Raw genomic sequence first — 12,928 nt, forward strand, 5'->3', positions numbered from 1 at the left:
ATTACCTTTAATTCTATCATACTCGTCTGGCTGCGCCAGTGCCAAAGATAAACTCTTTGCGAAATTTAACCCAGACACTGCCTCTTTGCTGCTTTTTTCATCGCGTTTTTCGCTGACAGCTTGAGCCGCTAAAATAAAAAAACACCCAGGATCGAATCTGATCCTCGGATGCTTTAGTAAATCACTTCGAGGGCCATGGTCCCTCCACGCGATTAATTGTTAATTTAAATTACTTAACGTTGACAACTTCTTTGTCACCGTAGTAACCACAACTTGAACATACATGGTGAGCTTGTCTTAATTCACCACAATTTGGACATGCTGTCATGCCAGGAACTTGCAGCTTGTAATTAGTACGACGAAGTCTCTTCTTAGTCTTGGAAGTTTTTCTCTTTGGTACTGCCATTTTTACAAGCACCTCCTTCTTTTGAATTTAAAATATTCAACAAAAAGCATTGTAACCTTTCACCACTACTTTTGCAACTACTCTTCCGGGTCGTCAAAAAAATGGGCTAGTTTCTCCAAGCGTGGATCAACTTTAGGTTTAGCTTCTTCTTGTTGTTTGCTTAACTGCTCTTCGGATAAAACTTGCCAGTTTTGCCCTGCAATCGCAGAGTTATCAGCATCTTTTTCCGCAGCGGTTAAAACCTGCATGGGAATCTGTAACAAAATGTTATCAGTTATGACTTTTTCCAAATCAAGAACATCATCATCGAGCACGATCACCAAGTCTTTTGCTGAAAAATCAGTAAAATCGGTGCGAGTCGACTCAACGTAATTTTCACTAATTAGGAAGGAAAGCTGAACTTCGGCAGGTTCTAATGAACGAGTCGAAGGTAAAGTGAGAGTTGCCTCAACTTGCAGCTGGCTATATGCTCCCAAGCGGTCAGCCCCGATCAGGCCAGTGACCTGAACCGGTTGGACTGCTTGCAAATCAGGGCGCCTGACCCGCAAGTCTTTCTCTAAGTTTAGTGTTTCATTGATCTGGAGTGGTTCATCACCAAGCTGTTGCAGTTGTTTATACGACCACTTCATGCTATTTTCCTCCAATGCAACACGTTTGATTATACCGTGCTTGAATTTCTTTGTCAATGTATTTTCCTTGACACCCTAATTAAAATACAGTGGTGCCCGCTTTAGATCCTGTTCGGAACCGTTAAACAGCTGGTAAATTTTGCCTGCGCGGTAATCAACTGCGAGCTGTTTTTTCTTATCATCCTGTGAAACGCGCGAATAGATAGGAAACGGACAAGTTTTCTTAACCATGGCTAATTGTTCTCGTCCCTGCCGGTCAAAGCCTAAGAGGCGCACGTACGGCGCTTGATTGTAGTCTTTGACTTCGGCCCCAGAAATATTGAGCAAGACCGCCACGGCTAAACGCGCCAAATGAGTATAGGTAAAACGCTTGGTCTTTACTTTTTTGACCCATTGTTCAAACGTTAAGTCACCTGGCAAGCGCTGCGTTTGTTCTTGCAACCGATACTCGATCCCCTCTGTCATCCCATAAATTTGGTGTAAGTGAGGGATTTGACTGCTTAAAAGACGGTAGCGTAGGAGTGGAAAGAAATCATCCCACGACACAAAACGCTCCGTTAACAAGTCAGTTAACGAGTCTGCGGGCAAATAAGGGGCCAAGAGTTCTTTTTTTGCTGGTGTCGCCTGCTGGTCATCCGCAAAATTTTTGCGAATGGCCGAGGCACTGGCAATTTGGGCGCCTTGGTGCAGCGTTTCATCATGGTAGCTGGTTTCTACCCGTTGAATCGGAACCAATTCCAAGGGTTCTCCCAAACGATAGTTAGCCTTGGCATAGGCTAAGCCTAACAGATCATTCGGCTGATCAACTGGATGGCCGATTTCACGCGTGATCGCCGCCTGAAAAGAACGGGCATACGATTCATCGTACTTGTGAAACTGGCCGTGGACATGATGAACTTGGCGAGCCATCGCCTGAAAGTCATATTCCTGGTGTTCTGCGCCAAAAACCAGGCGGGTGGCTCCAAGTGCCGCCAATAAGGAAACCGCCCCATCAGCAAATCGTTCGGCCGGCTGTACGCAGGCCAAAACTGGCAATTCAATGACCAAGTCGGCCCCATTTGAAATGGCTTGGCGGGTCCGGGTCCATTTGTCTAAACAAGCAGGCTCGCCCCGTTGCAAAAAGTTGCCGCTCATGGCGACCACGATCGTCTCACCTGGATACATCTCTTTGATCTGCTGCAGCTGATATAAGTGACCATTATGAAACGGATTATATTCAGCAACGACCCCAACTACACCTGCCATACACCTGATCCCTCATTTTTATTTACGACAACTAAAAAACCAGCGTGTCGTTTGTTCTGTCAGCGGACTATCCGCTAGGCCGGCAGTTAAGTCGACCTGCGTAAAGCCTGCTTTTTTTAGTAATTCAAGATAAACTTTGGCAGGATAAGTGCGCTCATAATGGTGCTCACTTAACCGTTCAAAGCCTGTTCCTGCCTGATTTTTAACAAAAAATGTTAATTCATGCTCAATGCCATGCTCCACGTCTGTCGGATAGGAATGCCACAAAAAAGCCTGGTCTTCATTTTGATAGTTATACATATAATCTGGAAAGACCTGGTCAATTTGGTAGGTACTATGCACGTCGAATAAAAACTGTCCGCCTGTCGGCAAATGTTGCGCGACCTGCTGAAAAACAGTTCCAACTTCTGTTTGGTCAGCCAAATAACACAGCGAATCCAAACTGCTAAAGATCGTTTGATATTCACCTAATTCTGACAGATCCATCATATCTCCCTGATACAGTGGGATAAAAACATCAGCCTCGCCAAAACGTGCACTTGCCAAACTCAACATTTCTTCCGAAAGGTCCAGTCCTTCCAGCTGATAACCTGCCTGTTTCAGCAGCAAAGTCAGCGCTCCCGAACCGCAGCCTAGATCTAAGACTTTCGCGTTAGCGTCTACTGCAACCTGTTGCTGAAAATACTTGATCCAATCTTCATAAACAATTGGGTCCATCAACTGGTCATATAACTGCGCAAAAGTGGTGTAGATCATTGAGCAGCGATCCATTCAGTGACGTCAACTGTTGGTGCATCAGACCACAATTTCTCCAGGTTGTAAAATTCGCGTGTTTCTTTTTGGAAGACGTGTACGATCACATCGCCTAAATCCATTAAGATCCAGTTTGAATTGTTCTTGCCTTCAACTGCACGGACATCAAAACCAGCTGCTTCAACTTGTTCTTCAATGTTGTCAGCAATCGCTTTGACCTGACGTTGTGAACCTGCTTCCATGATCACAAAATAATCAGCCAACAAACTAACTTGTTGTACATCTAAGGCCACAATATTTTCAGCCCGTTTGCTATCAGCAGCTTTGACAACTGCTTCTAATAATTCTTTATTATCCATTCTTGGTCTCCTTTAACGTGTCCATTCTTACTGTCACTACTCAACATTAATTTCCAGCGACCCAAGCATTATAGGTCAAAATGGCAGTCGGATAAATTGTCCGGTTGGAACTTAGCAAATACTCTAAGGTATGCTTCGTTTCAAACGTTACTGCTGCTTTTAGATCAGCATAAGCTAAGCTGCGCGCAATTTGCGCATCGGGAAAATCACGGCCGTCTTCCACAAAATCAGCCACATAGATGATCTGATCTAATTTAGTCATTTCTGGTGCGCCAACAGTGTGACGCACAATGGCATTTAAAATTTCTTGATCAGTGATCTGAAGTTCATCGTGCACGATTTGTGCGCCGACTACCCCATGCCAAATGAAATTACCCCAGTTTAGCAAATCAGGGTCTAAGTTGGCCCGTTTGATGACTGCTTTGAACTCTTCTGCACTGCGTTCTTTGGCATAATCATGACATAAAGCAGCAATGCTGGCCTTTTCAACGGACACATCATTGAGCTGGGCCAGTTTCACGGCAGCCTGTTCAACCCGAACGACATGTTCAAAGCGGTGCTGACTTAAACTCTTTTTGACTGCCGCCAATAAATCTTGCCGACTGCCAGCATAAAAACCTGCTGAATATTCAATTTCAGTCACGGTATAACCCTTCTTCCTTCAAATACTCTGCAACAGCGTCAGGTACCAAATATCTGATCGAGCACCCTTGCTTGATTTTATTTCTGATCAAAGTTGAGCTAATATCAATCGTCGGAACATCGACCCACAAGATTGGATACTTACTATTCATCTTGGCTCCAGTCCGTTTCACACCGACAAATTTCACCATTTTAACTAACTCATCAATTCGATTCCATTTCGGCAGATACTCAACCATATCGCCGCCAATAATAAAGTAATAGTCAACGTCTGGATGTCTGGCTTTGAGCTCCTTGATCGTATCATAGGTGTAACTAACTCCGCCACGGTCGACTTCTAAGGTATCTAAGGTAAATTTTTCATTTCCTGCGATTGCCATTCGGACCATCTTAACTCGGTCTTTAGCTGCAATGGCTTCTTTTTTATCGACATGCGGCGGTAAGTTATCTGGTAAAAAAACTACCTGATCTAAACCCAGTTGACTAGCAACTTGGTCTGCCACGATCAAATGTCCGTTATGCACTGGATTAAAAGTGCCGCCCATCAGGCCAACTCGTTTTTTGGGAGCACCAAACATCAACTCTGACATCACTTGAATCTTAGGAACATCAACAGTACTTGTTTGCAACCTACTGCCCTCCAACACTAAATAGCTTCGACTTCCGTTGAAAGTCTACGATTATCTTTGTCGGAAGCCTTTTTGTATAAGACAAGAATATGGCCGATTTTTTGTACGACCTGAATTGAACTATTTTTTTCAATAAATTCAACCACTTCGTCTTCTTCAACCATTGAATTTTGTAAAATAGATACTTTCAATAATTCTCGTTTTTCAATGGCTGCTTGCACGTTTTCAAGCCAATTCTCACTTAAACCATCTTTACCAATTTGGATCAATGGTCGCATACTATGAGCTTGACTACGCAAAAAGCGTTTTTGTTTACCACGTAATTTCATTTTTTCACTCCTTACTAAATAATATTCATAATTTTGCCGTTTAAACCATGGCTTTTCTTAATAAAACACCGACTCCAGCAGGCGCGTACCCAGCAACAACTGCACCGCTAGGAACTGTGACCCAACCCAAGCCTTCAAAAACCAAGTCGCTTTTTTCTTTCACTTTAAATTCAAAGCGAGCTAACTGCGGGAAGTTGCCCAATTCATCGGCTGTTGGCGGCTGTAATAAACCACCCTGATGCTTAACAAAGAAGTCATCAGCTTTTTCTAGCTTAGTCCGGTGGATCTGCAGGTTGTTTTCCATATAAACTACCACACCATTCCGCTCTTTTGGACCAGCAATCAGATCCAAGCGTGCTAAACCGCCGAAAAATAAGGTCTGTCCGCCAGCTAATTGATAAACTTTAGGCCGAATTTCTTTTTGCGGAGTGGCAATGCGTAATTCCTTGGCTGACAAATAATGTGCCATTTGGTCTTTATGAATGATCCCGGGGGTATCAACTAAAACACTGCCATCATCCAGCGGAATTTCAATTTTATCCAAAGTCGTTCCTGGGAAGCGGGAAGTGGTGATCAAATCTTGCATCCCGGTACTTTGTTTGATAATTTGGTTGATCAAAGTTGATTTACCGACATTAGTGACCCCAACGACGTAGACATCGCGCCCTTTGCGGTACTTTTCAATGGCAGCCAATAATTTATCGAGCGAGTGACCACGAGTTGCACTAGTCAGCAAAACATCGACCGGATGAATCCCTTCCGCATTTGCTCGTTGACGGACCCAATCTTTGAGCTTTGGCCGCTTTAATGAGCGGGGTAATAAGTCTTCCTTATTACCGACCATCAAAACTGGGTTATCCCCTACGAAACGGTGGATCCCAGGAATTAATGAACCATTAAAGTCAAAGACGTCGATCACATTCACGATCAATGCGTCAGCACTGCCGATTTGGTTCAGTAATGCCAAGAAATCATCGTCGGTTAAAGAAACGTCACTGACTTCATTGTAATGACGTAATCTAAAACAACGTTGACAATATAGTTCATCATTTTCTAGACCTTTTTTAATGGCTGAAGCCGGAGTATATCCCAGCTTCTCTGGGTCATCAGATTGGATCTTTGCCCCACAGCCAATACAATATAATTCTTCGTTATTTTCAGTCATTCAATGAATGCCCCCATGTTCGTTTTAAATAGCCCTTTTTTAACAGTCGTTTTGTCAAACGTTTTTCCATCGCCCGGTTAATTTGCGTGTTCCAAGCGTCAGTTTCGATCAATGGCTTGACCAAAATACTCTTGATGTGCGCATTATTAGCCGCTGCAACATCAGTTAAGAGCTGGTCACCGACCAAGACAATTTCTGAAGATTTAACCCGGTACTGCTTTTTAGCAATATTAATTCCACGGGTCAATGGTTTCAACGCCCGGGAAATAAACGGTAATTTTAAATCGGTCAAAGCTCGAGCGACCCGCTTAGAACTGTTGTTAGACACTACCACCACAGGAATTCCAGCTGCACTCATGGTTTTGAGCCATTCTCGCAACTGAGGTGTCCCATTGGGGTTGTTCCAGGCAATTAAAGTATTATCCATGTCGGTCAAAATCACCCGAATGTTGTGTGCCCGAACGTCTGCAGGGGTTAAATTATAGATTGATTCCAACATCCATGTTGGTCTAAAATGTGCAAGCATATCCTAACTCCTCTATTTTCGTTAATATCTCTTATTATAGATGATTTTCATGAATTTTAGCAAAAATTAGACTGCTTGAATTTTCAGTAGCCAATTTTAGGAGCTGATTTTGTTCGTCTAATATGCAAAAAAGCTGAAGCAAAACAAAGTTTTGTCTCAGCTCATGATATCTAAATAGATTATTTTGCTAAAGCTTTTTTAGCTTCTTCAACGATTGCTGTAAAGCTTGCAGCATCGTTAATGGCCAAGTCAGCAAGCATCTTACGGTTTACATCGATTTCAGCAAGCTTCAAGCCATGCATTAATTTGCTATAGCTAATGTCATTTGAACGAGCTGCTGCATTGATGCGGGCAATCCATAACTTACGGAAGTTTGATTTGTTCTTCCGACGATCACGAAAGGCATATTGTTGGCCCTTCATAACTTGTTGCTTAGCTACCTTAAATTGGATATGTTTTGATCCACGGTAACCTTTAGCTAATTTTAACATTCTCTTACGACGCTGACGCGTAACTGTGCCGCCTTTAACACGTGACATGTAAATTCCTCCTTAATAATCATCCAAGTCATACTTGGATCAGCCCTCTACTTTTGAGGGACTCAAAAACTTTTCAGGTTGTACTTAATTAAGTACAGATTTAATCGATCGTTACAAATGATTATTTCATTTGTGAAAGCATTTGCTTGATCCGGCTCATATCTGTTGAGTCTACCATGCCTGCTTTAGCTAATTGACGGCGTTGTTTCTTGGTCTTGCCGTGGAAACGGTGTGATGTGTAAGCATGTGATCGTTTCAAACCACCATTGGCAGTTTTCTTAAAGCGCTTTGCAGATGCGCGATGTGTTTTTTGTTTTGGCATAATGCATTTTCCTCCTAAGTTATTAGCCTATTTTTCGGCTAATGGTGCAAGCATTAAGAACATGCTGCGACCATCCATTTTTGGTTTTGATTCAACGGAAGCAACATCTTGTGTCTCCGTTGCAAAATTATTCAAGACTTCCCGGCCAATATCTTTATGTGTGATCGCACGTCCTCTAAAGCGAATCGATACCTTGACCTTATCGCCCTTACTCAAGAACTTACGCGCATTTTTGACCTTGGTGTTAAAGTCGTTCGTGTCGATCGTTGGACTTAAACGAACTTCTTTAACGTTAATGACTCTTTGCTTTTTGCGAGCTTCACGTTGTTTCTTTTGTAATTCAAAACGGTACTTACCATAATCCATGATTTTGGCAACTGGTGGCTTAGCCTTCGGTGCAACTAAGACCAAGTCTAAACTGTTTTGCTCAGCTAATGCTAAAGCATCTTTCTTAGACTTAACTCCAAGCTGTGTTCCATCATGACCGATCAAACGAACTTCGCGTGCGCGGATACCATCATTTACAATCTTGTCTACTGCTATGATATTTCACCTCCAAAAATATTCAGAAGAGTAAGCAGAAAAAAAGTGGGTGTTTTTTCAACACCCACCAGGCCCCACGTTACAGTGAGGCTATTACGTAATTCTGCCCGAGGACTCAAATCCCCTAGGCGAGAAGCGGGTGCTTCTGCTTTTTTCTCAACTACAATAGTCTACCAACTATTTGCAGCTTTGTCAATTAGTTTTTTCGGCTATATGTTTCAATATCATGATTTAGCAGTGTGACAAAGTCATCAAAGGCCATTGTTTCAGTTTCTTTTTCACCATATTTTCTAACAGTGACGGTGTTATCAGCAACTTCTTGATCACCAATTACCAATGAGTAAGGGATCTTGTTGACTTGAGCCTGACGGATCTTGTAACCCATCTTTTCATTTCTGTCATCAATTTCTACCCGGATCTGGTGAGCCATCAAACGGCTTTGCAAGTCTTTAGCGTGAGCCAAGTGTAAGTCATTCTTAACTGGAATGATGTCAACTTGTTTTGGAGAAAGCCATGTTGGGAAAGCACCCTTGTACATTTCAGTTAAGTAGGCTGTAAAGCGTTCCATTGTTGAGATCACACCACGGTGGATCATCACTGGACGGTGGTCTTCACCATCGGTACCAATGTACTTCAAGTCAAAACGTTCTGGCAACAAGAAGTCCAATTGAATGGTTGATAATGTTTCTTCGCCGCCAAGAGCTGTCTTCGTCTGAACATCAAGTTTTGGACCGTAGAATGCGGCTTCGCCCTCTGCTTCAAAGTAATCCAAGCCCATGTCATCCATAGCTGACTTCAACATCTTTTGCGACTTGTTCCACATTTCATCATCGTCAAAGTACTTTTCCTTGTTAGCAGGATCACGGTAGCTCAAACGGAAACGATAATCATGAATATCAAAGTCATTGTAAACATCGATCATCAAGTCCAAGATCTTCTTGAATTCATCTTCAATTTGATCTGGAGAAACGAAAGTATGACCATCATTTAAAGTCATTTCACGAACACGTGACAAACCTGTCAACGCCCCGGATTTTTCATAACGGTGCATCATTCCTAATTCTGCGATACGCAAAGGAAGTTCACGGTATGAACGTTTGTGATGGTTATAGACTTGGATATGTGAAGGACAGTTCATTGGACGTAATTCCAAGAATTCACCGTCGCCCATATCCATTGGTGGGAACATATCTTCACGGTAGTGGTCCCAGTGACCTGATTGTTTGTATAAGTCAACGTTAGCCAAAACTGGAGTATAAACATGTTCGTAGCCAGCAGCTAATTCCTTGTCAATGATGTAACGTTCCAAAGTCCGACGAATCGTGGCACCATTTGGCATCCAGTATGGCAAACCTGCACCGACCTTAGGATCAACAAAGAAGATGTCCAACTGATTCCCGATCACACGGTGGTCACGTTCGTGGGCTTCTTGTCTTCTAGCCAATTCTGCATCTAATTCTTTTTGCTTGTAGAAAGCTGTCCCATAGATCCGTTGTAACATTGGATTGCTTGAAGCACCCTTCCAGTAAGCACCAGCAACAGACAAGAGTTTAAAGATCTTCACTTTTCCTGTTGCAGCCAAAACTGGTGCATAAGCCAAGGAAGTAAAGTCGCCATGCTGGTAAACAGCTACCTGCCCGTCAACTGTTAGTTCTTCAACTAATTCTTTTTGATAAGGATCGTTACCAGCCAATTTCAAAGCATCAGCTTGGCTTAGACTAGCAAATTCAATTGGTTCGTTAGCTAAGATCACCTGTTGCATAGCGGCTGAAACATCATCAAAGTCTGTCACAGCTAATTGTGCTTGACCAGGCTTTTCTGTGTCTAAGTAGAAGCCGTGTTCATCAGCATGAGCTTCCCCAAAGTTCATTTCAGGATATTTGTCTGCCAAAACTTCATTCAAAATGAAGGCGGCTGTTTGCCACAAGACATTGAGTCCTTCTTCTGAATCTTTAGTAATAATTTCGATCGCACCATCAGCAACTAATGCTTGGCGTAAATCAACAGCTTGGTCGTTAAACTTCCCAGCAACAGCTTTTTTACCTAAGCTGATACTAATGGAGTTTGCAATTTCTTGAACAGAGATACCACTATCGAATTGTTTGACAGTGCCATCTGGAAATGTAAGGTTGATCTGTGACATAAAAGTTCCTCCTATATTTTTGGTAAAAAAAATCCCCATCGCTAAACAAGCGACAGGGACGTTTTTTACGTGGTTCCACCCAAATTCGAAACTAAACCATTGGGGGTTCAATTTCCTCTTCAAAGTTGTTAACGGTAACGAACCGGCCTAACTTTGCATTAGGCTTTTCATGAAAGTGGTAAACCATTATCTTGAGAAGTTTTCAGTCACGACTTCTCTCCCTGAAAATTAGGTTCATGTCTTTCACATAATTTAATTCTATTAAAACACTAAACTTCATCGATAGCAAGAGCCAACTAAATTTTTTTATTCCGGCGGTTTCTGCCTAAAACATGGTAGTCGTCTGCCAAGAAACGAATTCGTTCCATAATACGTTGCGCCTTTAATGGTTCAGCTTCTCCTCGACTATTGATAGTTAAATATTCCGCTTCTAATTGTTCCAACGACAAGTTTGAACTAAAAAATGTGGGCAATTCTTCTTGCATCCGGTATTGTAAGATCACGCCTAAAACATCATCCCTAAACCAGCTGCTCATCTGATCTGCTCCAATGTCATCTAACATTAAAATCTGTGCTTTTTTAATGGAGTCGATCATTTGACCGGTCGAGTTATTACCAATTGAGCTTTTCATTTTCACCGCAAATGATGGAAAGTGAACTAAAGTCGTGCTAAACCCTTTTTCCGCCAAGGAATTGGCCAGCGCACCTAACAGGTAGGTTTTCCCCACTCCAAAGTTGCCTTCCAAATATATTCCCTTATGAAAAACATGGGGATCAGTCTGAAACTCTTGGTAAAAACGCAGAGCCGCATCTAAAATCTCTTCCCGTCCTTCTGGGTCGTAATCTTCTAGTTTTGCGTCACGGATCGACTTCGGTAAACTAATGATCCGAACCCGCTGTTGCACTTCTTTTTGCTTTTGATGAGCTACAAATTCCTTGGTTGGCGTATAGGTCACCTCAATATGGTGGTTACTTAATGTCAAATAAGGATAATATCCCGGCATAAAAGTCTTTTCCCCGGTCGCTAACTTGCGTTTGAAGTTAACAAACTCATACAGCTTGCTGGCACTGCGAATAATATCTTCTTTCGTCAATTCAGTGCGGTGCTTTTGTAAAAATGCAACAACATCTGGGTCTTGTTCCGCTGCAGCAATTAATTTTTGATACCGGTCACCCCACCTATTATCTTTAAGTTGTGCTGAAAGTATCTCGCTTAAACTTTCCATCTTCTCACCCCATTGTTAGTGCTGTTAAACTAGTCACTTTATTTTGAATTCTTGTGATCATCACTTTTAATTTCCGCCAAACGACGCTTGATTTCCGCCTGTAAAGCAGCTTTTTTATCCAATTCTTCTTTGGTTGCGACCGGCTGTTGATAATCTTTTTGTGCCCAGTCCGGCAACTGCTCTTTTTGAACCACTGGACGTTGACGCCGGTAGTTGGTTTTTTTCGCTTGATTTTCTCGCTTGGCTTTGCCATTTTGCACCGACTGCCGCGCTTCAGCCATCGCTTCTTCTGCGGTTTTGACACCATCTTTAGCCCATCTAGCCGCTGTATCTTCAAAATACTCTTGCTTCATCGTTGCATAACCGCGGTCACCAAGATAGAAATGAATTAAAACGTTGATCACTTCATTCGGCAAAACTTGTTTCGACACCAAATTCATCACCATATACCGCTCAGCGTTGGTCATGTAGGAGTTATTTTGCTCCTTAATTTCCTGCAAAAATTCTAACGGCAACATGGCTCGACAAGCCGCAAGCAAGGCCTCGTCTTGTCCCGAACCCCCACCAGGCGCTGAATTAGCTGGCTGCTGGTCTGGTTTAGCCGAGGCTGGTTGTGACTGCGTTTGCGGTTTTTGCTGCTGATTTAAGTAGTCAAACGACTCATGTGCCAACTTTTTAAAGTATTTTGCGTTTAAATGGTTGGTATTGATATCAATGGCTTCTTCTAACAAGTGCACCAGTTGTAACTCATCCAACCCATATAACAAATGGATCGTATTGATTGCATCAAGATTCTTGAAAGCCTCGTCTTCTGGCACAAAGGATTTTTGTAATAATTGCCGGAAAAATTTGAGGTCAAGGTCAGTCTCGTTTTGTTTGATTAACTGCTCTGGCTCTTTGGTTGGACTAGTCTGTTTCTTAGTAGACGCATGCTGTAATAACGTGCCCTGTTGAACCTGAAAAACTTCCAAGAAAGTCTTGGTAACTTCTAATTTTGGGTCCAACTCAAACTGTGGCGGACAGTATTTTTCCTGAACCTTCCGGTAGGCTCCCTGTCCGATCGTTTCCAACAAAATCGTACTTAACAGGTCATCGTTAAAAAAAGCATCGCCGACCAAGGGACTTTGCAGCGCATAAATTGCCAAATTACCCAGGCGATCCGTTTTTTCAAAGGTCCGTAATAGTCCTAAAGCCTCTAGCTTTTCCCGGGACTCTATCAAATCACGCATCCCAAGCGATAACCCCGATAAAAGTTCTTTATTCATCGAACGTTTGACCAAATTTGGGCGCGGCTTACCATACCGACTCAGCAACATATACAAACCATAGGCTTTTGCGCCCATGATCGGTAGGTATAGGTCTACTAAGCCAGAAATTTGTTCACCACTCAAAGCTGCGGCTTGAACTACTACAAAACCATCCTTCGGGGAAATGTTTCTTAAATTATCAGTTGTCATCTTTTCCCCTCTCGC

General features: G+C 42.6%; 16 protein-coding genes and 1 other annotated feature. All 16 genes read right to left on the reverse strand.

Annotation, left to right across the window (positions count from 1 at the left end):
• Positions 1–229: 229 nt before the first annotated feature.
• Complete coding sequence (gene rpmF / locus LPAF129_RS03165; RefSeq protein WP_244054710.1) at positions 230–406, reverse strand: 50S ribosomal protein L32; 177 nt, start codon at positions 404–406, stop codon at positions 230–232.
• A 77-nt stretch (positions 407–483) separates the two neighbouring features.
• Positions 484–1,035 (reverse strand): DUF177 domain-containing protein, encoded by a 552-nt coding sequence (locus LPAF129_RS03170; RefSeq protein ID WP_244054711.1) that lies wholly within the window; start codon positions 1,033–1,035, stop codon positions 484–486.
• 75 nt (positions 1,036–1,110) lie between these two features.
• Positions 1,111–2,280, reverse strand: coding sequence for a nucleotidyltransferase (locus LPAF129_RS03175; protein ID WP_244054712.1), 1,170 nt, complete (start codon positions 2,278–2,280; stop codon positions 1,111–1,113).
• Positions 2,281–2,298: 18 nt separating this feature from the next.
• Positions 2,299–3,051: a class I SAM-dependent DNA methyltransferase gene (locus tag LPAF129_RS03180; RefSeq protein ID WP_244054713.1), complete on the reverse strand. Its 753-nt coding sequence runs from the start codon at positions 3,049–3,051 to the stop codon at positions 2,299–2,301.
• Entirely contained in the window at positions 3,033–3,392 is a 360-nt protein-coding gene (gene rsfS, locus LPAF129_RS03185; protein ID WP_244054714.1) for a ribosome silencing factor, read from the reverse strand. Before rsfS ends, LPAF129_RS03180 begins: the two co-directional genes overlap by 19 nt.
• A 46-nt stretch (positions 3,393–3,438) precedes the next feature.
• Positions 3,439–4,035 (reverse strand): bis(5'-nucleosyl)-tetraphosphatase (symmetrical) YqeK, encoded by a 597-nt coding sequence (yqeK, locus tag LPAF129_RS03190; RefSeq protein WP_244054715.1) that lies wholly within the window; start codon positions 4,033–4,035, stop codon positions 3,439–3,441.
• Positions 4,028–4,678, reverse strand: a complete 651-nt coding sequence (locus LPAF129_RS03195) for a nicotinate-nucleotide adenylyltransferase (protein ID WP_373875029.1) — start codon at positions 4,676–4,678, stop codon at positions 4,028–4,030. Before LPAF129_RS03195 ends, yqeK begins: the two co-directional genes overlap by 8 nt.
• A 2-nt stretch (positions 4,679–4,680) precedes the next feature.
• A complete protein-coding gene (gene yhbY, locus LPAF129_RS03200) occupies positions 4,681–4,992 on the reverse strand; it encodes a ribosome assembly RNA-binding protein YhbY (RefSeq protein WP_244054716.1) in 312 nt (103 codons plus the stop codon).
• 40 nt (positions 4,993–5,032) lie between these two features.
• Positions 5,033–6,157, reverse strand: coding sequence for a ribosome biogenesis GTPase YqeH (yqeH, locus tag LPAF129_RS03205; RefSeq protein WP_244054717.1), 1,125 nt, complete (start codon positions 6,155–6,157; stop codon positions 5,033–5,035).
• Complete coding sequence (locus tag LPAF129_RS03210) at positions 6,150–6,683, reverse strand: YqeG family HAD IIIA-type phosphatase (protein ID WP_244054718.1); 534 nt, start codon at positions 6,681–6,683, stop codon at positions 6,150–6,152. Before LPAF129_RS03210 ends, yqeH begins: the two co-directional genes overlap by 8 nt.
• Before the next feature lie 179 nt (positions 6,684–6,862).
• Positions 6,863–7,222 (reverse strand): 50S ribosomal protein L20, encoded by a 360-nt coding sequence (rplT, locus tag LPAF129_RS03215; RefSeq protein WP_244054719.1) that lies wholly within the window; start codon positions 7,220–7,222, stop codon positions 6,863–6,865.
• A 121-nt stretch (positions 7,223–7,343) separates the two neighbouring features.
• A complete protein-coding gene (gene rpmI, locus LPAF129_RS03220; protein ID WP_010496348.1) occupies positions 7,344–7,544 on the reverse strand; it encodes a 50S ribosomal protein L35 in 201 nt (66 codons plus the stop codon).
• A gap of 27 nt (positions 7,545–7,571) precedes the next feature.
• Positions 7,572–8,072, reverse strand: coding sequence for a translation initiation factor IF-3 (infC, locus tag LPAF129_RS03225; RefSeq protein ID WP_244054770.1), 501 nt, complete (start codon positions 8,070–8,072; stop codon positions 7,572–7,574).
• A 46-nt stretch (positions 8,073–8,118) separates the two neighbouring features.
• Positions 8,119–8,244, reverse strand: a sequence feature (ribosomal protein L20 leader region).
• A 39-nt stretch (positions 8,245–8,283) separates the two neighbouring features.
• Positions 8,284–10,230 (reverse strand): threonine--tRNA ligase, encoded by a 1,947-nt coding sequence (gene thrS / locus LPAF129_RS03230; RefSeq protein WP_244054720.1) that lies wholly within the window; start codon positions 10,228–10,230, stop codon positions 8,284–8,286.
• Between the two features lie 296 nt (positions 10,231–10,526).
• On the reverse strand, positions 10,527–11,456 hold the full coding sequence (gene dnaI / locus LPAF129_RS03235; RefSeq protein ID WP_244054721.1) for a primosomal protein DnaI: 930 nt from the start codon (positions 11,454–11,456) through the stop codon (positions 10,527–10,529).
• A 38-nt stretch (positions 11,457–11,494) separates the two neighbouring features.
• Positions 11,495–12,913 carry a DnaD domain protein gene (locus LPAF129_RS03240; RefSeq protein WP_244054722.1) on the reverse strand — a complete coding sequence of 473 codons (1,419 nt, stop codon included), beginning with the start codon at positions 12,911–12,913 and terminating at the stop codon, positions 11,495–11,497.
• Between the last annotated feature and the right edge of the window lie 15 nt (positions 12,914–12,928).

The organism is Ligilactobacillus pabuli (assembly GCF_022836475.1).
GTDB lineage: Bacteria > Bacillota > Bacilli > Lactobacillales > Lactobacillaceae > Ligilactobacillus > Ligilactobacillus pabuli.